The organism is Streptomyces sp. NPDC007901, from assembly GCF_042959465.1.
In the GTDB taxonomy this organism is placed as follows: Bacteria; Actinomycetota; Actinomycetes; order Streptomycetales; family Streptomycetaceae; genus Streptomyces.
This window is the reverse complement of the sequence record NZ_JBIBKW010000012.1, coordinates 100613-122209: the sequence shown is the minus strand read 5'-3', so window position 1 is coordinate 122209 and position 21597 is coordinate 100613. Positions and strand designations below refer to the sequence as shown.

Annotated in this window: 16 protein-coding genes and 1 pseudogene; 10 read left to right on the top strand and 7 right to left on the bottom strand. The window is 68.2% G+C overall.

The window, feature by feature from the left end; genetic code table 11:
* Positions 1–6: 6 nt before the first annotated feature.
* Positions 7–96 carry a K(+)-transporting ATPase subunit F gene (kdpF, locus tag ACFZDK_RS33765; RefSeq protein WP_033264828.1) on the bottom strand — a complete coding sequence of 30 codons (90 nt, stop codon included), beginning with the start codon at positions 94–96 and terminating at the stop codon, positions 7–9.
* A gap of 371 nt (positions 97–467) precedes the next feature.
* Between kdpF (ACFZDK_RS33765) and ACFZDK_RS33760 the strand changes: the two genes are divergently transcribed.
* Positions 468–1058, top strand: a complete 591-nt coding sequence (locus ACFZDK_RS33760) for a hypothetical protein (protein WP_390977705.1) — start codon at positions 468–470, stop codon at positions 1056–1058.
* A 40-nt stretch (positions 1059–1098) separates the two neighbouring features.
* Here ACFZDK_RS33760 and ACFZDK_RS33755 read toward each other — a convergent pair whose 3' ends face one another.
* The 4 genes from ACFZDK_RS33755 to ACFZDK_RS33740 form a co-directional block, all read right to left on the bottom strand.
* Positions 1099–1857, bottom strand: a complete 759-nt coding sequence (locus ACFZDK_RS33755) for a DUF4118 domain-containing protein (RefSeq protein WP_390977704.1) — start codon at positions 1855–1857, stop codon at positions 1099–1101.
* A 19-nt stretch (positions 1858–1876) separates the two neighbouring features.
* A complete protein-coding gene (locus ACFZDK_RS33750; RefSeq protein ID WP_390977703.1) occupies positions 1877–4384 on the bottom strand; it encodes an ATP-binding protein in 2508 nt (835 codons plus the stop codon).
* Positions 4385–4394: 10 nt separating this feature from the next.
* Positions 4395–4484 (bottom strand): K(+)-transporting ATPase subunit F, encoded by a 90-nt coding sequence (kdpF, locus tag ACFZDK_RS33745; RefSeq protein ID WP_362755787.1) that lies wholly within the window; start codon positions 4482–4484, stop codon positions 4395–4397.
* A gap of 166 nt (positions 4485–4650) precedes the next feature.
* Positions 4651–6021, bottom strand: a complete 1371-nt coding sequence (locus ACFZDK_RS33740) for a hypothetical protein (protein WP_390977702.1) — start codon at positions 6019–6021, stop codon at positions 4651–4653.
* A gap of 511 nt (positions 6022–6532) precedes the next feature.
* Here ACFZDK_RS33740 and ACFZDK_RS33735 point away from each other — a divergent pair.
* Together ACFZDK_RS33735 and ACFZDK_RS33730 are read left to right on the top strand one after the other, a co-directional pair.
* Positions 6533–8488, top strand: a complete 1956-nt coding sequence (locus ACFZDK_RS33735) for an amino acid transporter (RefSeq protein WP_390977701.1) — start codon at positions 6533–6535, stop codon at positions 8486–8488.
* 270 nt (positions 8489–8758) lie between these two features.
* Positions 8759–9957 (top strand): annotated as a pseudogene (locus tag ACFZDK_RS33730) (MFS transporter).
* Positions 9958–10070: 113 nt separating this feature from the next.
* Here ACFZDK_RS33730 and ACFZDK_RS33725 read toward each other — a convergent pair.
* Positions 10071–11081, bottom strand: a complete 1011-nt coding sequence (locus tag ACFZDK_RS33725) for a hypothetical protein (RefSeq protein WP_390977700.1) — start codon at positions 11079–11081, stop codon at positions 10071–10073.
* A 1781-nt stretch (positions 11082–12862) separates the two neighbouring features.
* Here ACFZDK_RS33725 and ACFZDK_RS33720 point away from each other — a divergent pair.
* From ACFZDK_RS33720 to ACFZDK_RS33695, 6 genes are all read left to right on the top strand, one after another.
* The gene (locus ACFZDK_RS33720; RefSeq protein WP_390977699.1) at positions 12863–14362 is read left to right on the top strand and encodes a transcriptional regulator; all 1500 of its coding nucleotides are present in this window, start codon (positions 12863–12865) and stop codon (positions 14360–14362) included.
* Positions 14359–14931 (top strand): helix-turn-helix domain-containing protein, encoded by a 573-nt coding sequence (locus ACFZDK_RS33715; RefSeq protein ID WP_390977698.1) that lies wholly within the window; start codon positions 14359–14361, stop codon positions 14929–14931. The genes ACFZDK_RS33720 and ACFZDK_RS33715 overlap by 4 nt, the downstream gene beginning before the upstream one ends.
* A 154-nt stretch (positions 14932–15085) precedes the next feature.
* Positions 15086–15802 carry a ParA family protein gene (locus ACFZDK_RS33710; RefSeq protein WP_390977697.1) on the top strand — a complete coding sequence of 239 codons (717 nt, stop codon included), beginning with the start codon at positions 15086–15088 and terminating at the stop codon, positions 15800–15802.
* Between the two features lie 590 nt (positions 15803–16392).
* Positions 16393–16671: a hypothetical protein gene (locus tag ACFZDK_RS33705; RefSeq protein WP_390977696.1), complete on the top strand. Its 279-nt coding sequence runs from the start codon at positions 16393–16395 to the stop codon at positions 16669–16671.
* A 123-nt stretch (positions 16672–16794) separates the two neighbouring features.
* Positions 16795–17115, top strand: a complete 321-nt coding sequence (locus ACFZDK_RS33700) for a hypothetical protein (RefSeq protein ID WP_352178119.1) — start codon at positions 16795–16797, stop codon at positions 17113–17115.
* 262 nt (positions 17116–17377) lie between these two features.
* Positions 17378–19564, top strand: a complete 2187-nt coding sequence (locus tag ACFZDK_RS33695) for an AAA family ATPase (RefSeq protein WP_390977695.1) — start codon at positions 17378–17380, stop codon at positions 19562–19564.
* Positions 19565–19680: 116 nt separating this feature from the next.
* On the opposite strand, the gene ACFZDK_RS33690 is transcribed toward ACFZDK_RS33695, so the two are convergent.
* A complete protein-coding gene (locus ACFZDK_RS33690; protein ID WP_390977694.1) occupies positions 19681–19989 on the bottom strand; it encodes a protein NO VEIN domain-containing protein in 309 nt (102 codons plus the stop codon).
* 212 nt (positions 19990–20201) lie between these two features.
* Here ACFZDK_RS33690 and ACFZDK_RS33685 point away from each other — a divergent pair, with 212 nt between their 5' ends.
* On the top strand, positions 20202–21446 hold the full coding sequence (locus tag ACFZDK_RS33685) for an IS256 family transposase (RefSeq protein WP_390977693.1): 1245 nt from the start codon (positions 20202–20204) through the stop codon (positions 21444–21446).
* The last annotated feature ends 151 nt before the right edge of the window (positions 21447–21597 follow it).

Here is a 21597-nt window from a genome sequence, read left to right as displayed (position 1 = left end):
GGCGGCTCAGAACCTCTCCGGGAAGACGAGGGCGAGGACGAGGTAACCCAGCAGGGCGACGGCCACGACCAGGCCGACGATGTTCTCGGCGGTCACAGCTTCGTCACCCCCTTGGCGACGAGAGCCACCAGCGCGAACGCCGCAATGGTGGCGATGACGAAGGCCACGTCGGCCATCGCAAGCTCCTGAATGAGGTTCGAATACGGAATCGGACCAGTACAGGGAACCCGTCATTCGGCCGGTTTCCAGCGTCCTTAACGGCCCTCATACGGCGACTCTGGCAGCCTTGACGGAACTCTTACGCCGCGCCGCGCCTGCCGTTCGGATGATCATGGACCGTGCGAAAGCAGCCGCTTTTCCCATCCGGCAGCCCTGCTTCCGCCGGGGCGTCAGGGATCCGTTGGCAACCCGTTAGCGGTGCGTCAAGAAAAGGGGCCTGTCCCCTTCGCCCGCCTATTGTCACGTCCATGCGACGCCGCACGTACAGGCGCAGGGAGAGCCCCGGAGCCGACGGGCGTCGAGCGCCGCACGAGCACGAGATCGTCGACCGCCGGTGGGCCGCGGACCTGCGAGGCACGCTCCTCTGCGTCGGTTCCTTCCTCTCACTGCTCGTCCTGATCGACGAGGCGGCCGGTACGCTCACACCGGCCCGCGCGGCGCTGTGGAGCGGGCTCGCCCTGCTGCTGCTCCTCGTCCTGATGCCTCCCCGCGTCAGCGTGTGCGAGGGCCGGCTCACCGTGCGCACCCTCGGGGGCACCCGCTGGGTGTGCACCGACCGCCTCGTCGCCGCCCACACCACCGGTCATGAGGGTCAGCGTCTGGTGCTGCGGGACGCCCTCGGCGGACGGGTCGAGTTCGACTCCCAGGTCTTGGCGGCCAATCCCGCCCTGTGGCACCGCCTGGACACGGATGCCCGCGTCTCCGCCCGCGAAGAGCACTCCGCCGCTCACCTGGCGGCCCTGCGTGCGCTGGCGGAACGCATTGACCGTGAGACCGCCCGGGCGGTGTTCCAGGTCTCCGGGATGGCACCCGGCACCGACGAGCCCGCTGCCCCGTAGAGAATGGAGCCGTGCACGCCTACATCAAGATCACGTCGGGTCAGGCCCGTGTGCGCCTGTTCGTGAATCCGGCGGTGTCCAGGGCGGCGCCAGCTTGGTCGGCGAGCGTCACCGCGACCAGCCGGGCCTTGAGCGAGGGGACGGCTCCCGGTCCGGGGGTCAGCATGAACCGCCCGAAGTAGTGGCCGTTGCCGTAGGCGCGCACTTCGATCTCGCCCTCGGGCCAGCCGGTTGCGTCGACGTCCCAGTGCCGGCGCCCGACCGCCACGGAGCCGTCCTGCTCCAGCCGCGGCGGCTGCCCCATCAGGGTGCCGTACTCGAAGCGGCAGCCGCTCAGGTCTAGTAGTTCGATCAGCTGGCGCCGCACATGCTCGACCACGGCATCGGCGGAGCTGGTGGTCCGGGCCAGGTCGGCCGTCTCATGGATGCGGCGCAGGTGGTCGGCGTCGGTCACCGTCACCACCTCAAGACGCCGCGCGTGAGCGGCCAGCTGGGAAACAATGAGACCGACGACCAGCAGCAGTACGGCGGTTTCGATGTCATCGGTGTCGGTCATGGTGAACCGCTCGTAGGGAACGGTGAGGAAGAAGTCGAACCAGACCGCCGCCGACAAGGCCGCGACCGCGCCCGCGATCCGGTTGCCGACGGCCGCGACCGCGACGACCACCACGACCAGGATCAGGGCCGCGTTGGTGTTGGACAGATCGGTCCGGAACGGCACGAGCGCGAGGGCCACCAGGAACGGCCCCAGCAGCGCGGCGGCCGCCGCCATCCGGTCCCGCAGCACAAACCCAGTCATCTCGTTTCGCCTCCCGCGCTCATACGGCGCCTCGTGTGAACTGCGTACCACGGGCCTCGCCCATCCGCTCGTCGGCGGCGACCGGCAGGGCGAGGACCATGGTCAGTCCCCCGCCGGGAGTGTCCTCCGGCGTGAGAGTCCCGTCCATGGCCTCGGCCAGGCCACGCGCCAGGGCGAGGCCCAGGCCAAGGCCGGTGGTGTTGTCGGTGTCGCCGAGCCGCTGGAAGGGCTCGAAGGCGCGTTCTCGGTCCTGGGCCGGCAGGCCGGGCCCCCGGTCGACGACCCGGACCTCGACCCGGCCGGCCAGGGCGCTGGCGGTGACCAGCACCTTCGTTCCCGGCGGGGTGTGGCGGGCTGCGTTGGCGACCAGGTTGGCGATGGCCCGCTCCAGCAACGGCGGGTCGACCAGGACTTCGGGGATCCCCTCCAGCTCTGCCACCTCGACGCCCGGAGTGTCCCCGAGAGCGGCCGGCAGAACCTCCTCCAGGGTGGTGGCCCGCAGGTTCAGGGTCAGCGCACCGGCTTGCAGGCGGCTGAGGTCGAGCAGGTTCTCCACCAGCCGGTTCAGCTTGGCCATGGACTCGTCGGCGGTGGCCAGGAGCTCCTCGCGATCCTCGGCCGAGAAGTCGACGTCACGGCTGCGCAGCGAGGTGACAGCTGCCCAGCCCGCCGCGAGCGGGGTACGCAGGTCGTGACCGACGGCCCGCAACAGCGCCGTACGCAACCGGTCGGCCGCCTTGACCGGCTCTATCTCGGCTGCCGCCTCGGCGAGCCGGGCCCGCTCCACCGCCGATCCGACGTGCGCGGCAAAGGCAGCCAGCACCCGCCGCTCGGAGGACGGCAGCGTACGGCCGCGCAGGACGAGGTAGGAACGGGAGCCGACCGGCACGCTCACGCCGTCGAAGGTACCCGGGTCGGATGGCTGTTCGACCAGGTCCGCCGACTCCATGCCGAAGGTCTCGCGCGTGCGCTCCAGCAGCGCCGGGATCGTCGCGCCGCCGCGCACGATCGTGCCCGCCAGCGACGACATCGTCTCCGCCTCGGCGGTGGCTCGCGCCGAGCGCCTCGACAGTCTGAGGGAGCGGTCGACGACGGCCGCCACGGTGGCGGCGACGATCGCGAAGACGACCAGGGCCAGAAAGTTGTTGGTGTCGGCGAAAGTGAACCGGCCGGTGGGCGGGACGAACCAGTAGTTGAGCAGCAGGGACGCCGTCACCGAGGCGACCACGGCGGAGACGACTCCACCGATGCAGGCCACGCCCACGACCGTGAGCAGGAACAGCAGCGCCTCGCTGGTGAGGTTGAGGGTGCCGCGCACCTGCTCCAGCACCAGCGTGAGCAGTACCGGCAGCGCGAGGCCGGCGACCGGGCCGGCGATCAGACGGGCGGGCGAGAGCGTGCGGCGCCGCGACGGCAGCAGCCTGCCCCGGCCGGCCCGCTCGTGAGTGACCATATGGACGTCGATGTCCCCGGAGAGCGCGACGGTCGTCTCGCCGATGCCCCGGCCGGTCAGGAACTGCTCCAGCCGGCCACGGCGGCTGGTGCCCAGCACCAGCTGGGTGGCGTGCTCGGCGTGGGCGAAGTCCACCAGTGCGGTGGGCACGTCGTCGCCCACCACCGAGTGGTAGCTGCCACCGAGGTCCTCCACCAGCCGCCGCTGCCTGGCCAGCGAGGCATGCGAGGCACCGGCGGCCAGCTCGTCGCTGCGGGTCACATGTACGGCAAGCAGATCCCTGCCGGCGGACCGGTCGGCGATGCGGGCGGCCCGCCGGATCAGCGTGTCACCCTCCGGACCGCCGGTCAGCGCGACCGCCACCCGCTCCCGCGTCTCCCACACCCCGCCGATTGCATGCTCGGTCCGGTAACTGGTGAGCGCCTCGTCGACCCGGTCGGCCACCCACAGCAGCGCCAGCTGCCGCAGCGCCGTCAAATTGCCGGGTTGGAAGTAGTGCGCGAGGGCCGCATCGACCTTCTGGGGCGGGTAGATGTTGCCGTGCGCCATACGGCGGCGCAGTCCCTCGGGCGGCATGTCCACCAGCTCGACCTGCTGCGCCCGGCGTACAACCTCGTCGGGCACCGTCTCGTGCTGCGGCACCCCAGTGATCTTCTCGACGACATCCTTGACCGACTCCAGGTGCTGGATGTTGACAGTGGTGACGACGTCGATGCCCTCCGCGAGCAGCTTCTCGACGTCCTGCCACCGCTTGGCGTTGCGGCCCTCCCCCGGGACGTTGGTGTGCGCGAACTCGTCCACCACCGCCACCTGCGGACGCCGGTCGAGAATCGCGGTGAGGTCCATCTCAGCGAACTCCCCGCCCCGGTAGGCGCAGTGGAGCCGCTCGACGGCCTCCAGGCCGTCCAGCATCTCCTCCGTGTGCGGGCGGCCGTGGCACTCCACGAACCCGACCACCACGTCGGCGCCCCGCGCCGCTCTGCGCCGCGCCTCATCCAGCATCCGGTAGGTTTTGCCCACCCCGGGAGCCGCCCCGAGGTAGACCTTCAGCCGTCCCGGCCGTACATCGTTCATCGGGCCCGTCTCAGAACCTCTCCGGGAACTTCAGCGCCAGCACGAGGTACCCGACCAGGCAGGCCGCGACGATCAGACCCACGACATGTCCCACACTCACTGGCACTCAGCTCCTCGGGCTCCCGGGCGGATCCTGTCCCGTGCCGCCCGGGTCTGTATCCCACACCGAAGCGCTCCTTCCGGCTTCCCGGCACCGTTTTGACGCATCCCTGGCGCCCAGGGCAAGGACCTTGACGCCGCCTTGACGGGCAAGCGTCCCCTGCGGATCACCGGAACTCGGCAAGCCGCGGCCGCAGCCCCAGCGCAGTCAGTGCGCACGCCGCCAGCAGCAGGCCGCAGCACCAGGGCAGCAGGCCGGTCAACGCCGAGTGGCCGGCCTGGATCGACATCGCGAAGTGGTCCTGGTTGATGGTGATCAGCTTGCCCAGGGCGTCCATGTACGCCCCGAAGTGCGCGTTGGACATGCCGGGATTCCAGCTGATGCAGAACTCGACCGCCCGCTGCTCCTTCCCCTGCTCGACGAGCGCCCGGATGCGGCGGTCGTCACGCTGGTACACGGCATAGGTGTCCACGGTCGTCTCGGCAGTAGAGCGCTCACCGGTGTAGGTGATGTTGTCCAGTTCGCGCCGGAACTCGCCAGTGAACCGCAGGTCGCCGTGGTTGTGCCCGTACGCCTGCCAGGTGGTCGCGAGTCCGGAGTCGTACGTCGACAGGGTGGCGCCCTTGATGCCGTACAGCTCCTGGGATTTCGTGAGGAACGCCTGCGCGTACTGGTCGCGGCGCTCGGGATCCAGGAGATAGCGGCTTTCGTCGGCGTTGGCGTCGTAGGCGATGGCGCGTGCGCGCGAGAGGGCCACGACGGAGTCGAAGGCGTCACGCCGGGCGGCGCGCAGGTGTTCCTCGCTGCCGGACAGCAGCTGCCCGCCGAGGACGACGGCGAGCAGGGTGCACACGGTGGCGGCGAGCACCCCCGGGTTGAGGATCCGGCGGAAGCGGCGGGCCAGATACCACTGCAGGACGCCGAGCACGGCCAGCAGCAGCACGCCCAGCGCGAGGACGGCGGTGAGCTGTGCGGACAGGGCGGAGCGGGCGGCGTCGTACCGCCGCTCGAAGGCGCGGTTGTTGGAGTCCACCAACGTGCGTGCCTCCGGGAGGAGTTGGCGCTGAAGCAGGTCAGTGGCCCTGCGGTAGTCGGCGAGCGCGGCCGGTTTCCCGCCCGCGCGCCCGTCGTTTTCCAGGGCGCGGCCGATCAGCTCCTGGTACTCGGCGAAGCCGTCGGTGAGGGACTCAACGGTCTTCTCGGCCGTGCGGTCACCCTCGGCTGCCACAGCCAGCGTGCGCACCTGGTGGCCGATGGAGCGCCGGGCGTCGGCGTAGAAGCCGACCGCCTTGGTGTACGGCACCGTCATCCGCCCCTTGCCCGCGTCGCCGCTGGACAGCAGGATGTTCGCGGCCTGCGCGTCCATGTCGTTCAGGGCGAGGTCGAGGTCGGTGGCGCTGGTCGTGCGCGGAGCGTCCCGCCCGGCGACCGCGTCCCAGGTGGCGGAAGCAGACAGCCCGGAGAGCAGGAGCAGTACCGCAAGGACCACACCGATCAGGGCCGTGGTCGCGCGCAGAAGACGCAGCCGCGCGGGCACGGTGGCCCAGTAGCGGCGGCGCAGAGCGGCCCAGGCGGCCCCAACCTCACGACGGAGGCGGCGCGACCCGTCCGGGCTCGGCCCCCCTCTCGGTGGCGGCCCCGGAAGTGCCGGAGCTGGGGCGGCCGTTCTGTGCTGAGTCTGTGGCGCAGTCTCGGCCCCCGCCTCAGGACTGCGCGTGGTCCCGGCCGTGATCGACACGAGCCCTCCAACGTCACGCCACGGACGGTCGCCCGTCCCCCGTGCCGATCAGTCTGCGCCGGAATCGAGCCACACGCGGGCTGCGTTGACGCGTCCCTGACGTCGGCTCAGGTTCCTTGACGCAGGTTTGACGCCGCGCGACATGCTCGGGCGAGAGCCGCGCGGGCGCTCCCCGTTGGCCTTAACGGATCCTTGACGCGCCCGCCGGAATCTTCCGTGGGCCCACGTGTCACTCTCTGCTTACGCTGGTGCGGCCGTCCGTGTGATGGCCCGAGCCCCACGCTGAGCCGCACACCGGGAGAGCACGTCGATGGCCATCACCGAACACCCGCCGCCGAGCCGACTGCGGACGTGGATGCTGGAGGGCCTGTCCGACATGGGCAAGCACGGCGGCCACACCGGCCCGCACGCCGAGCCAGAACCCCCGCACAAGGGCCAGCGCTGGTACCGGGTCATGTGCCTGACCGGCGTCGACTACTTCTCCACCCTCGGCTACCAGCCGGGCATCGCGGCCCTCGCGGCCGGTCTGCTCTCCCCAGTCGCCACCCTCGTCCTCGTCATCGTCACACTCGCGGGCATCCTCCCGGTCTACCGCCGGGTGGCCGAGGAGAGCCCGCACGGCGAAGGCTCCATTGCCATGCTGGAACGGCTGCTGTCGTTCTGGAAGGGCAAGCTGTTCGTCCTGACCCTGCTCGGCTTCGCCGCCACCGACTTCCTGATCACCATCACCCTGTCCGCGGCTGACGCCTCCACCCACCTGGTCGAGAACCCGCACCTCAACAGCGCGCTCCACGACAAGCAGATGCTGATCACGCTGCTGCTCGTCGCGCTCCTCGGGGCGGTGTTCCTCAAGGGCTTCATGGAAGCGATCGGCGTCGCCGTCGCCCTGGTGGTGGCGTACCTGGGCCTCAACGCGGTCGTCGTGGCCGTCGGCCTGTGGCACGTGCTCACCGAGGGCCACGTGGTCACCGACTGGACCAGCGCCCTGACCGCCGACCACGGGAACGTCTTCGCCATGATCGGCGTGTCCCTGCTGGTCTTCCCCAAGCTGGCCCTCGGTGTGTCGGGCTTCGAGACCGGCGTCGCGGTCATGCCGCACGTCCAGGGCGACCCGGACGACACGGAGGTGCGGCCGAAGGGCCGCATCCGGGACACGAAGAAGCTGCTGACGACAGCCGCGCTGATCATGAGCGTCTACCTGATCACGACCAGCTTCATCACCACGGTGCTGATTCCGGCGAAAGAGTTCAAGTCCGGCGGCCAGGCCAACGGCCGCGCACTGGCCTACCTGTCCCACGAGTACCTGGGCAACGCCTTCGGCACGGTCTACGACGTCTCGACGATCGCCATCCTGTGGTTCGCGGGCGCCTCGGCGATGGCCGGCCTGCTCAACCTCATGCCGCGCTACCTCCCTCGCTACGGCATGGCCCCGCACTGGGCCCGCGCGGTGCGCCCGATGGTCATGGTCTTCACCCTGGTCGCCTTCCTGGTGACCTGGATCTTCGACGCCGACGTCGACGCCCAGGGCGGCGCCTACGCCACCGGCGTGCTCGTCCTGATGTCCTCGGCGGCGATCGCAGTGACCATCGCCGCCCGCCGTGCCAGGCAGCGCAACTGGGCCATCGGCTTCGGCGTCGTCTCCGCGGTCCTGCTCTACGTCACCGGCGCAAACATCGTCGAACGCCCCGACGGCGTCAAGATCGGCGCCTGCTTCATCGTCGGCATCATGCTGGTCTCGCTGCTGTCCCGACTGGCCCGCGCCTTCGAGCTCCGCGTGACGCACGTCGAACTGGACGACATGGCGCAACGATTCATCCGCGACATGTCCCACCGCCGCATCCGTTTCATCGCCAACGAGCCCGGCCGACGCGACAAGGCCCAGTACCGCGACAAGATCGAGCAGATCCGGAACGACAACGACCTGCCCGAACAGGAGGACTTCGTCTTCGTCGAGGTCACAGTCACCGACCCCTCCGAGTTCGAGGCCGACCTCACAGTGCGCGGCGAGGTCCTGCACAACCGCTACCGCGTCCTGACCCTGGAGTCCTCCTCCATCCCCAACGCCCTCGCCGCACTCCTCCTCCACGTCCGGGACGCCACCGGCGCCATCCCGCACATCTACTTCGAATGGACCGAGGGCACCCCCTTCGCCAACTTCCTGCGCTTCTTCCTCTTCGGCCAGGGCGAGGTAGCCCCCGTCACCCGCGAAGTACTGCGCGAGGCCGAACCCGACCGGTCCAAGCGCCCCCGCGTCCACACCGGCTGAGGACAACTCCGGCGAGCGCGTCACGACTCGACCGTATGGTGCGCGGCCACCGATGAGTTGATCGAACTGGGCTCGTAACAAGGCGACATGGGGGGAACTGCAGCACCTCGCGGGAACCTGCAACCCCGCCGCGACCCACCGGCTCATCGAGTTCGCCATCGAAAAAAGGTGGGCGAACCTGGCCCTTCGGGTCTATACCGGCGCGGCCGAGGCCGACACCGGCGCTGGCGCGCAGGAACCGGTCGCGGCAGGCGGTTGCTGCTGATCCGGATGACCGACCTCCGTGCCGGCGGGGCCGCGACCGGGACGGCGGTCCGGTCACGGCCCCGCGTCGCGCTGCCCGCCCTGTGCGCCACTCAGATGACCAGCTGGGGCATCGTCTACTACGCCTTCCCTGTCCTCAATCCGCAGATCGCCGCCTCCACGGGATGGTCGTCCACCGATACGACCGGCGCCTTCTCCGGCGCGCTCCTGGTCTCCGCCGTCACCGGCATACCCGTTGGCCGCATGCTCGACCGTCGAGGACCGCGCGCCGTGATGACCACCGGCTCGATGCTAGCCGTCGTCGCCGTGCTGGCCATCGCCTGCGCGCCCAACCTGATCGCTTTCACTGCAGCCTGGCTCCTGGCCGGTGTGGCCATGGCCACCACCTTCTACCATCCCGCCTTCGCCGCACTCACCCGCTGGTGGGACGAGGACCGCGTCCACGCGCTCACCATCGTCACGCTCGCCGGCGGCCTGGCCTCCACCGCCTTCGCACCCCTGACCGCGACGCTCGTCGAGCACCTGAGCTGGCGCGGCACGTACATCGTCCTCGCGGTGGTCCTGGCTCTCGTGGCCATCCCACCTCATGCCCTCGCGCTCCGAGGACCCTGGTCACCCGCCCCAGCAGCACCGTCTCAACAGGCCGCTGACAGCGGCTCGGTGGCCCCCAGCCGACCGTTCCTGGTGCTCGCCACGGCCATGACCTTGAACGGCTTCGCCATGTACGCGGTCGTCATCGCCCTCGTGCCCCTGCTGATTACGCGAGCCGCCAGCCCCACCGCCGCAGCCTGGGCCCTCGGCCTCGGCGGCGCAGGCCAGACCCTCGGCCGCACCCTGTACGCGGCCCTCCCCCGCCGCACCGGCGTCACCACCCGCACCGCCGCCCTGATCGGGCTCGGCGGTGCCACCACCGCCGCATTCGCGATGGTCTCCGACCCCTTCCCCTGCTCATGGGGAGCGCGATCGCGGCCGGCATGGTGCGCGGCAACCTCACCCTGCTCCAGGCCACCGCCGTCACCGACCGATGGGGCACGACCCACTACGGGCGCCTGTCCGGGCTGTTGGCCGCGCCAGCCACCATCGCGCCCGCTCTGGCACCGTTCGCGGGAGCCGCGCTGGCCGGACCGCTCGGCGGCTATCCAGGCCTGTTCACGGTGCTCGCCTTGGTCTCCGCCACCGCGGCTCTGCTCGCGCTGGGAAGCTGACGCGGACCACTGGAAGTCCGGAGCGTCTCGCGGTCCGGACCGCCTCAGTGCCGATGACCGGTGCTGCAGTCCGTGCCGAGTGATGCGGGTCCGAGCCGACCTGTTCCCGCGGGTCAGTGCGTTGATGGAGGCGACGAGGCTCCGGAGTCGGCCAGGAGCCGGTCGAAGAACGTCCTCACTGCGTCCTCGGCCCCGGACTGCATAAGCTCGTAGCCGCCGAACCGGTAGACCTCATAGCCCTTGAGTCGCAGGGCGCGATCCTCCGCGACCATGACGGAGTAGAGGTCCGACGCCGCCGACCACACCTCCTGCCCTGCGGGCGAGGCTTGCTGACGGGCGTAGTGATGCTTGCCGTCGACCTCGACGACGATCCGGACGCGGTTGGGCAGCAGGAGCAGGAAGTCCATGCGCTCGCGGTTCAACGGACCGTGCCCGCCACGCTCGCGGCGCGTGTAGGGGTCGTAGTGCAGGTGCACTTCCGGGATGAGTGCCGGCTGGTCCAGGCCGCTCGGCTGCCCGTAGCGGGAGCAATAGGTCTTGAACACCATCTGGGCGGGAGGCGAGGTGACAGGAACGGAGGCGAAGAGGCGCTTGTACAGGGTGCGTCCCAAAGCGGCCGGATCACTCACGTCCACCTCACCGGCCATGTCGGCGAAGGCGCTGGTGGTCGGCCACCAGTCGAGCATGTTCCGCCAGGTCAGGCCCTGGCTGGTGAGGGGCCGGTCGTAGAAGAGCCAGTGCTCGGCATTCGCGGTGATCTCCAGGTAGTTGCCCACCGAGTCGTCGAGCACCATCTCCGGCTTGGGTCCAGTCCCGGCGAAGATGAGGTTGCGGAACTCCCCAGAGGCGCCACGGGGCCCCAGCTGGGCCAGCTCCTCCTCCAGCCGTTCGCTGCCAAGCTGCTCGACGACCTTCCGGGCCAGATCTACCAGTTCGGCGAGCCCGTGGTCCTCCAGGAGGACCCGAACATATTTGGCCTTGCCGCCGCCGTTCCAGTCGGCGGCGTCGGGAGCGTCCAGGCCGAGGCGGCGGCATACCCCGGGCAGCGTGTGCCAGCTAGTGCCGCTCTCCAGCACGTCGGTGATCGCGCCGCGTAGCTGTTCCGGCCTGAGCGGGGAGCTCATCGCCTCGCCTCGAAGGGTATCTGGGCGCCTGCCGTCGCTCGGGAGGCATTCACGACCTTCGGCAAGCTCAACTCCCATCTTTTCGGACTCGTTGGGGGCCCGTCGATCGATGTCCCGCCTGTTGCTACCCAAGGGGCATTCTGCCTAAGCCGGCGGGATGAGCGCGCGGATCCGCACCGCCGGACTCAGGGGCCCTCGCGGGCCGTCGGCACGGCGCGCAGGGACGAGCCCTTGGCGGCCTGTGTTCGCAGACGCTCGATCTCATCGTGCTGGGCGGCCAGCCTGGAGATCGCCAGAACCTTGAACTCGCTCAGCTCCGCCAGCTGTTCATCGCGGGTTGGGGAATCGAGCTGGCCGTACGTCGGGATTTCTACTGGCCGCCGACAGATGTGCCACCCAACTGCCCGGCCAGGAGCAGGACTACATGAGCGCCGCTCAAGGGGCCTCGCGGACCCATGAACTCGTCGAGGTACCAGGATTTTCCAGTTCGGCGTTGGTGACGGCGAGCTGACCGAGGGTGTGCTGACGTCGGCGCCGAGGAATGGCAGTTCCGGTGGTGTACCGGATGGTGCGAGAGCGCCGGCTGCCGCGCGAGGCGGCGGGGCCTCTGCCACATGGCCCGACCACTGCGCGGCTCCTGGACGGCCCCTGAAACGCTCGGCAGGTCGGTTTCGGCCAGGAACCATCCATCCCGGGCCGTCACGCATCAGCCGTCCCGCCTGAAGACATTTCCGCAGGACATAATCACGAAAGGCGACCGCCACCAGCAGCGAAGAATCCGCTGGTCAGCCCCCGCCCCTGACAACCAACCACCGCCACTCCGCGACTCATCGGCCCGACTGCTCGCCGCGCCACCCCCATCCGCAAGGCGAACCAGCACGCGATCTCACACGACCCTGACCAGCGGCAACACGCTCAACTGCCTGAAAGGGTACGGATTCGACCCGGATTCGCCCCGAGGACCCCAGACTCCCAAACGAACAGTAGTTGACCTGCAGTGATGCTGATTCTTGCCGCTGTACCGAGCATCCACCAACAGAGGAGTATCACAATTGAAACTAAGTGACATTATTGGGCAATTGACGCCGCACCGTGAGTAGTCGCACTCGCCGTCGCCGCCTCCGGGTTCCCCGAGCGCGAACCGAATGGCCGCACCACTCGGCACTCCACTCTGGCGACTAGAGGTTGACAGATCAAGGCTCTGACCAGCCTCTTTACAGAAGTTCTTCCGCCTGGCAGAAGCCATCTTGCCGAGCCGATGCAGGCCTCACGACCCTGATTCCAACCACGACACGCGGGGCGAGGACGACCCGCCGACAGGGACGGGAACTGCCATGCCGCACATCACCGCTTTTGCCAGGAACCGGTGGTACAGCTAGTGCATCTTTCTGACCTGCGCTTATGTGGGGGCGTTGAGGCTGTGACCTGCTAGGACGGGTTGCAGAGGCGTACGGAGGCAGTCAGAGGAAATCGCTCTGATTCGACCCCGGTTCGACCCGGGTCGCGCAGAGGCAGTCAGAGGCATCAGCCTCTTCAACTTGCCTTTGGGGGACCCGAGTTGGCCGGTGCGGATCACGAGTGGGCGCCTTTGGCGGGGCTCTGTTTCGATCTCGGTCGAGCTGCGATGGGGACGCCTGCCTCCGCTCGGGGCCGGGCTTATCAGGGCCTCCAGGACGGCCGTCCTGGGGACCTTGCCGGTGCCGATGGAGGTCGGTTCCGGATGCCACCCGTGGTTTTAGCGGGCCAAGGTGGCGTTCACGTCTTTGCGAGACGACCCCACCGTGACAGACCACCCCCAGCACGCCCTCTCCCAACGAAACTCCACCGCATTCCGCGGCAGCATCAGCCACGCCCGACTGCCGTCGGCCGCGACCGATCTCATCCTGCTCGGCGACCTCACCGGCCGCTACGCCACCGGCAGCTACAGCCGGCTCGCCTCCGACGGCCGGAGCGTGATCCCGCGCGGGGACCGCCAGGGCGCGGCCGAGCACGGTCACCGGATCACCGCGGCCATCGCCTGCCACGTCGCCCGCGCCGGCGGCAGCATCGACCAGCTCACCCAGCTCCTGCTGCACCCCGACCACGAAGGCGGACGGCACGCTCGCGGCATCGTCCTGCGCTCCGGGCAGACCCGCGCCCTGGACTACCTCCGCCGGGTATGGAATAGCGCCTCGGCCACCGTCGGCACCACCCTGGCGCTCGAATCCCGGCACCACGCGTACGAGGTTCTCGCCGCGCTGCGGGACCGCATCGAGACCACGCCCTGGCGCGGGGAGCGGGGACGGACCGCGCTGCGCGTGCTGCGAGCGCACCTGAACTTCGCCGAGAGTGCGGGCGGCCTGCTGCACCACGCCAGCGAGCGGCAGACGGCCGAAGAGGCGGGCATCTCCCGCACTACGCTGCGGGCCGTCTACGAGACCGTCCTCAAGCCGCAGGGCTGGCTGCGCCGCCTACGCGTCGGCCACGGCCGGGAGGGCTCCACCTGGTACCTCAACCACGCCAGCGCCTGCGGCCGAAGTCGCCCGGTTCCGCTGTCTCATTTCCGGTCCACTCAGTTCCCCCCCGACCCGGCACTTGAGGAGTGGACCACCCCTGAGACGGCCACGACGGCCGACATCGACTCCACCGTCCTCGCACGCCTGATGGGCCACGACGCCTTCGCCCACCACGCCCTCGGCAGCACCGCCCTCATGATCATCAGCGCTCTGCACCAACGCCCCCACCAGACAGTGGGCGAGCTCGTCGGTACGGCCTCGGTCTCCCGCGCCAACACCTACCGGACCCTGCAACGCCTCGCCGACCACGGCCTCGTCCAGCACACCGGGGAGACCTGGACCCTCGCACCACAAGCTCTGGAGGGCTTCGGCATCCGCCTCCCGGACGCCCTCAACGGCCACACACCGGCACAGGGCTGGGACAAGGTCGCCGAACATCACGGCACCAGGGGCATCGCGGCCCGACGCAAGGCCCTGCACACGGCGGAGCGGGCGGCGTACCAGCAGGCCCTGGACCGGCTCGCGGAGCACCGCAGCAGGGCCGTGGTGATCGTCCGCGACGGCCGTCAGGTCCTGGTCCCCATGCCCCGCCCGGACGAGATCCCGCCCGCGTGGCACGCGCCGGATGGACGGGTCCTCGACCCGGGCACCGGTCGTCCGGCCGCCGACTGGCGGGTCGCCACCGACGGGCGCCTGATCCTCATCACCCCAGCCGACCAGCGCAGTTACGACGAGCTGGCCGCCGCCCATGCCGAAGCCCTCAGCGAATGGGAGTCCGTCGCATGAACCCAAATCCCCCGGACACGCCTGGCGCGAGCGAGGCGGTGACGCCCCAGGGCCTGCGCCAGCAGTACGAGGCCGGTGCCACGGTCGCCGAACTCGTCACCGCCAGCGGCCTGTCCTACGGCACCGTCCTCAACAGGCTGCACGACGCCGGAACCGTCATGCGCACCTCCTGGCAGACACGCCGGATGCGCCAGAACCCACAAGCCCGAAGGCGCCTCGCCGCCCACCTGCGCACCCTGTACGAACAGCACGGATCAACCCTCACCGAACTCGCCGCAGCCGCCGGAGAGACCAGGCGTGCTGCCCGGCGCCTGCTCATCGAAGCCGGCGGCACCGTGCGCACCACCCAGCAGACCGTCCGCCTGCGCGCCGCAGCCCGGGCCACCGAACGCCACAAGCTCGCACAGTCCCTGCGCGCTCGGTACGAGGCCGGCGCCACCGTCCCGGACCTCGCCCAGGAGTGCAACTACTCCATCGCCACGATCTACCGGCTCCTGCAGCAGGCAGGCACCCGCATGCGACCCCAGCACCACCACGCACCGGCACACGAGACGAGGAAGAAGCCATGAGCCGCCACGTCCCGGGTGTTCCCCACCCTGCCTGGCAGACCACGAAGGCAGCCGTGCGTCAATCCTGCTGCGACAGGGCAGCACGGGCACCCCCGGCCCGCTCACCGACTCGCGCACAGCACGACACCTTCCCCTTTCAGGAGATCAAGCCCACGTGAACGAGAACACCCGCCACAACACACTCGCCGCAGCCACCGCGAGCGCCTTCGACGCATTCGTGATCGTCGTCGGCATGCTCAAGGGCGGCACCGGCAAGACCACCTCAGCCTGGTTCATCGCCCTCTACTACGCCGTCGTCCTCGACCTGCCCACCCTGCTGCTGGACGCCGACGCCACCAGCCAGTCCGCCTACGACTGGTTCAAGGTCGCCCAGGCCGCCGGCTACGAGATCCCCGCCAACCTGGTCATCGAGCGGTACCCGTTCGACGACATCGCCGAGTACATCCGCACCAAGCGCGCCGAGTTCGGCGCGATCGTGGTCGACGCCGGCGGCGGCAGCGCCCGCATCTTCCACGAGGCTGTCACCGAGGCGAACCTGCTGCTCGTGCCGGTCGCCCCCACCAAGATCGAGCGCCGCAAGCTCGTCGCCACCTTCGACGAGGCCGAACGCGCCGCCGCCCGCAACGACCACGGCGTCACCGCCCACGTCGTCATGGTCAAGGCCGACGACCGCACCAGCCTGCCCAGCCGGGCCAAGGAGCAGCTGCTGGACCCCTCCAAGGGCGAAGGCATCGGCCCGGACCGCGACGAGCCCTTCCCGCTCGCCGAGACCACCATCCACTCCTGGGTGCACTACATGGAGGCCTTCGGCGAGATCCCGACCGAACTGAGCGAGTACGCCAACCTGATGAAGGAGCTGACCCAGGCATGAGCGACAAGAACGAGAGGCCGAAGCCTCCGGCCCGCCGCATGGGCGGTCGCACCCTGGGCGGGGCCCAGAAGGCGGCCCCGCCGCCCCCTCCCCCGACCGCCGAGCTCACCCCCGAGCAGTACGCCGCCGAACAGGCCACCGCGAAAGGCGAAGGCCGTCCCGCTACGGGTGAGTTCGAGGCCCCGTCCCCTTCCCCGGTCCCTGTGGAGACTGCGGCGCAGGGCAACCCGACCGAGATGGTTTCCGTGAGGCCGCAGCCCCAAGCACCACCAACTGCCGACGTCGCACCGAGCGGCCCCGGCCAGGCTTGGGCCGCCCAGCCGGCTCGTCCGGCCGCGGCAGATGCCGCGGTGCAGTCAGTTCCCTTCGTGCATTCCACGCAGGGTCACGAGCAGTTCGCGGCCCGGGCTGCCGAGCACACTGCACCGGCGGCTCACGCAGCGCCACTGGGCGAGCAGGTTGCACAGGCCGGTCCGGCCCAAGCCACCTCCCCGACCGCAGGGGTGTCCCCCACCACCGACGTGGCCGTACGGCCAACCGTTTCTCCGGTCCCGGGCGGGACGGCCTTTCCGGTGAGGAGCGATGTTCCGGTGTCTCACCAGGAGCAGCGCACGCGGGCGGAGGCAACACCGAGCCAGGGAACCCCTTGGGCTCAGGGACCGGGCCGGCCTCAGGGCATTCCCGAGACTGCCGCCGTTCTCAACCAACGCATCATCACGCGCGAGAGCCTCGACTCCTCAGTCCCCGCCGCACTGAAGCTGAAGAAGCGGATCAAGCGATTCGCGCTGGACAACGAACTCGACCACCTACCGATCGGTGACATCGTCTCGGTCGCACTGGACGAGTGGCTCACCACCCGCGGGTTCTGACACACCATGCGGCAGCTGGGGTGGCCGCCAACTCGCCGAGTGCGCGGCCACCCTCTGCCGACTATTCCTATAGCCCCATAGGCGGCTAACTAGCCGCCTATCCGGACCGACCGGAGCAACCTCGTGCCCGACCTCTCTCACCACGCCCGTCGGTTGCGTGATTTGGCCGACGCACTCGAAGCACAGTCCAAGCCCTCCGATGATCCGCTTGCTCCTCACCCCGATACGCTCGCAGTCATCGGCAACCGCAACGTCAAGCGCGGTCAGCTCAACTACGCCGTCCCTGACGCCCTCCAAATCCAGCGCCGCATCCGCCGTTACCACGCCGACCACGGCGTGCAGCACGGCGACGTCGTGGCCTACGCGCTGGATGCCTATCTCCGCGCCCACGGCTATCCGCCCGACCTCGCCTCGCCTCAGGACAACGGAGACCGCTCACACTGATTTGCGTAGGCCCAACACCACGATCGATGCGGGACCAGCTGGCGAACCTCGGGCCATCAACATTGCCGCGTCGGCAGTTACGGTCCGTCCCAACTTGTCGACGCGTCAACGCTCCTCTCCACCTGCGCCTGTTCGACGGCACTTGCATCTTGTGCTGCGTCAACTCACGGCAGGACCTTGCCCTCACGGTGTCCGAACGTCCACGTAGAGGTCACATGGGCCTCTACGATGTCGGTTCAGCCCGACAGCCTTATGGAGCACCATGCGCCTCGCACACATCAAGATCGACAACTTTCGGGGGCTCAGCCGGGTTGACATCGGCCTCTCCCGCTTTGGTTGTCTGATCGGCGAGAACAATGCGGGGAAGTCGTCTGTATTCCAGGCCCTCAACATCTTCTTGCGCTCAGCCGCCGTCACGGAGGCCGACTTCCTCGATCCCGCGCGACCTATTCGCATCCAGCTCACCTTCACCAAGATTCGCGAGGCTGACCTTCAGCGCCTGGAGGAGAGCCACCGCTCACGTATCGAGCCAGAAGTGAGCGACGGCCGCCTCACCTTGGCCCGGACTTATACCGGTCCAGGCAAGGGCTCCATGTGGGTGGTCAAGAAGGTGCCCAGCGATGCCCGTTTGCGGAAACCAGCTCTTGAGGAGGTCCTTCGCCCCAGGATCTCTACCGAGGAGCTGGAGGCAAACGTTCGAGGCGTCTACCCGGAGATCTTCGACAAGCTGTCCGGGAAGGTCACGCGCGTCGCCGTGAAGCGAGAGTGGGCGGAACTCGTTGCCGCGCTTCCGGAAGACGCTTACAGCACGGGCGATGATCCCCTGATGACCGGTCTGGATAAATCGGTGGCTCCACTGCTGCCGGAGCCAATCTATATCCCAGCCGTGAAAGAGCTGAACGACGATCTCAAGACGACATCATCGGCGACCTTCGGTCGACTCCTGTCCCTTCTGTTCGAAGACATCGAGCATCAACTCCCCGAGCTGGAAGCCTCTTTCGACCAACTGCGGAACCAGCTCAATGTGGTGGCAGAAGAGGACGGCAGCGAGTCGGACCGGCGGCTGCCGGAGGTGCGCCAGATCGAGACGTTGATCCAGCGGAATCTCCAAGAGTCTTTCCCTCGCGCAAGCGTGCGTCTAGAGATTCCCCCACCCCGGCTGCGCAACTTGCTGGAAGAGGCCCAGATCGCCATCAACGATGGCATCAGCGGCCCGTTCAAGACCAAGGGTGACGGTCTGCGCAGGTCAGTGGCGTTCGCGATCCTGCGTACATACGTGGACCTCAAAACTGCACGGCCTTCGCAGCCCGACAGCGCCCAGCAGCCCTGTCTCCTCTTGTTCGAAGAGCCGGAGGTCTTCCTCCACCCGCAGGCACAGCGCAAGCTTTTTGAAGCCCTGACGATCTTCTCGCATTACAACGACGTCTTGGTCAGCACTCACTCGTCTGCGTTCTGCGCCCCCGGGGCAACAGGTACCTTCGTGAAGGTCGTCAAGGACCACACCCTGGAACCGCCGGCCAGCCGGACCTGTGTGATTGATCTGTCCGACATGAACGCCCGGGACCAGTTCGAGATCATCACGCACGAGAACAACGAGGCGGCCTTCTTCGCCAACTCCGTTCTGCTCGTGGAGGGTCCTAGCGACCGAACTCTCATTCCCCATATCGCGCGCATTCTCAACCCTCAGTGGGACTTCGAAAAGCACGGTGCCGCGATCGCCAAGGTAGAGGGAAAGGGAAGCATCGAGCGGTACCGCAAGTTCTTCCAGCGTTTCGAGATGCGGGTCGCAGTCATTGCTGACCTGGACGCCGTACTTGACGGATTCGAAAAGCTTGGTGCCAGCAGAAAGTGCCATGAGCTGCGTGATCGGCTCGCCTGTCGGGTCACGGAGTTGGTGGAGGAGGAAGAATCGGAGGTTTCTAGCAGGACACTCAAGAGCATCCGCACCAGTGGCAGCGCACGGGAATTGTGGCGGCAGGCCCAGATGAAGAGCGAGCAGCACGCTCAGGGACTATGTGGATTCGATGAGTTGAACGCCGCCGTAGATGCCTTCTTCGCCCGCTCCGCTTCAGGGTCGGCGCGCAGGATCCTGGAGGAATCCAGTGACCCTGAGCTAGAGAAGATGAAGCTGGATCTGCTGCGAATGCTCCGTCACGAGGACATCTATGTGTGGGAGCGTGGGGCCATCGAGGCTTACTATCCCGACTTGCAGACGAACGAATCTAACAATAAGAACGATCGGGCCCGTACGTTCTGCGAGCGGTACACCACTGCGGAAGCCATCCGCGGCCTGCCTGTCTTTAGAGACGCCGCGGCTTGCGAATTCGACCTCATCTTCGAGGCATTCTTCGGAGCAGCATCTCTGGGACTATCCCCGGTTGAGCTTCCCGAGCAGGCTGGAGCAGAGGGATCGCAGACTGAGCTCGGGGAAGCATCTGCAGTTGCATGACGCAGACGATTCTCGGTTACGTGCGCCGTCATGGAGGTCGGTACGCCCCGGCACCTGCACCTACCCGATCCAAGGGCGCTCGCCGCACGACCATAAGAGCTGAACACCGATTTAGCTCAGCCAAAGTTGAATCGGAGCCTCAGCTGGGTGCTGACCATTTCGTAGCCGTCGAGGTCGGGGGCACCGAACGGGTTGGGCATGATAGAGATCACGCGGCGGTCGAGGACGTGGGAGACGTAAACGATGAAGTAGGTCTCGCCCGGTGTCAGCCGAGAAGCGCGTCGCACCTCGGGTTCGCCGAGGACAATTTCGCCACTGTTGCTGGTGGATGCCTTGACCTCGTAGAGGTAAGTTGCGTCGCCGTCGTGGATGAGGAAGTCATAGCCGAGCCGGTCGTCCCCCCGGCTGCCCGCCTGTGAGTCCATGGACCCGCAGGCCGGACTTCCACGAGTCCTGTGGTTCGACTCCGAACTGCTCGTGATCGCGTCCCGTGAGGTGGTGTAGCCGGGCAGGGTCCCGGAACGCGCGGGTGTCTGCCCGGGGCGTGCACCTGCTGGCGGTGCATGCTCCCTGAACAAGGGCAGGCCATCGCGCAAGTCTCCCTGATGAACGGCCAGTTCAACCAGAGGAGCACGCGATGGCCTTGTCCCAGTCTGAGCTGATGCGGCTGCTGGAGTCACTACGTCGGGCCGAGGGAGTTGAAGCAATCAGGGTGGTGTGCGAGCGCATCCTGCAGGAGCTGATCGAGGCCGAGGCCACCGAGGTGATCGGTGCCGGGCCGCGTGAGCACTCCGAGACGCGCACGACCTGGCGCAACGGACACCGGGACAGGGTGCTGACCACGCAGGCCGGCGACCTGGACCTGAAGATCCCGAAGCTGCGGAGCGGGTCGTTCTTCCCGTCGTTGCTGGAGCGCCGGCGGCGGATCGATCGGGCGTTGTTCGCCGTGGTGATGGAGGCATACGTGCACGGTGTCTCGACGCGCTCGGTCGATGACCTGGTCAAAGCCCTTGGTGCGGACAGCGGGATCTCCAAGTCGGAGGTCTCGCGGATCTGCGGGGAGTTGGACGAGGAACTGACCGCGTTCAAGGAACGGCCGCTGGATCACACCGTCTTCCCCTACGTCTTCCTGGACGCCACCTACTGCAAGGCGAGGGTGAATCACCGGATCGTCTCCCAGGCCGTGGTCATCGCGACCGGCATCTCCGCCACCGGGCACCGCGAGATCCTCGGGCTGATGGTCGGCGACAGTGAGTCGAAGCCGTTCTGGACGAAGTTCCTGCGCTCGCTGCGAGCCCGTGGCCTGGAGAACGTCCAGCTGGTCATCTCCGACAGCCACAGCGGTCTGGTGGCCGCGATCCGCACCGTCTTCCTCGGCGCGGCCTGGCAAAGGTGCCGGGTTCACTTCGTCCGGGACGTGTTCTCGGTGATCGAGAGGGGCTCCGGGGAGATGGTCGCCGCCACCATCCGCACCATCTTCGCGCAGACCACCGGAGAGCAAGTGCGCACCCAGCTAAACGTGGTCGCCGACATGCTCGGACGACAGTTCCCGCAGGTCAAGAAGATGCTGCTGGACGCGGCCACCGACATCACCGCTTTCGCCGACTTCCCGACGGCGCACTGGAAGAAGATCTGGTCGACCAACCCGCTGGAGCGGCTTAACCGGGAGATCAAACGGCGGGCCGACGTCGTCCAGGTCTTCCCCAACCCCACCGCACTGGACCGGCTCGCCGCCGCGGTCCTGGCCGAACTCCACGACGAGTGGCAGGTCTTCGACCGCCGCTACCTCTCCGAAGCCTCCATGGCCGAGCTCTTCACCACCAAACCAACCGAACCCGAACCGCAGATCACCCCACAACCGGAACCGAAACAGCTGCCGTGACTACACCACCCCGCGGGACATGACCCTGCTCGTGCAGCCAAGTAGCCACCGCCGCCTCGCCCGCGACCCCCACCGCCTGGGTGCGGTCCTGGTCAGTCACAGGGACTTAGTACGAGCCGCCATACGACTTCGTAGCTGAAGACGACGAGTT

What these genes read in the sequence shown, in the direction of transcription:
- ACFZDK_RS33750 (WP_390977703.1), bottom strand. Translation starts at nt 4,384, where the DNA reads ATGAACGATGTACGGCCGGGACGGCTGAAGGTCTACCTCGGGGCGGCT.
- ACFZDK_RS33760 (WP_390977705.1), top strand. Translation starts at nt 468, where the DNA reads ATGCGACGCCGCACGTACAGGCGCAGGGAGAGCCCCGGAGCCGACGGG.
- ACFZDK_RS33695 (WP_390977695.1), top strand. Translation starts at nt 17,378, where the DNA reads ATGCGCCTCGCACACATCAAGATCGACAACTTTCGGGGGCTCAGCCGG.
- ACFZDK_RS33725 (WP_390977700.1), bottom strand. Translation starts at nt 11,081, where the DNA reads ATGAGCTCCCCGCTCAGGCCGGAACAGCTACGCGGCGCGATCACCGAC.
- ACFZDK_RS33715 (WP_390977698.1), top strand. Translation starts at nt 14,359, where the DNA reads ATGAACCCAAATCCCCCGGACACGCCTGGCGCGAGCGAGGCGGTGACG.
- ACFZDK_RS33755 (WP_390977704.1), bottom strand. Translation starts at nt 1,857, where the DNA reads ATGACTGGGTTTGTGCTGCGGGACCGGATGGCGGCGGCCGCCGCGCTG.
- ACFZDK_RS33690 (WP_390977694.1), bottom strand. Translation starts at nt 19,989, where the DNA reads ATGGACTCACAGGCGGGCAGCCGGGGGGACGACCGGCTCGGCTATGAC.
- ACFZDK_RS33735 (WP_390977701.1), top strand. Translation starts at nt 6,533, where the DNA reads ATGGCCATCACCGAACACCCGCCGCCGAGCCGACTGCGGACGTGGATG.
- ACFZDK_RS33685 (WP_390977693.1), top strand. Translation starts at nt 20,202, where the DNA reads ATGGCCTTGTCCCAGTCTGAGCTGATGCGGCTGCTGGAGTCACTACGT.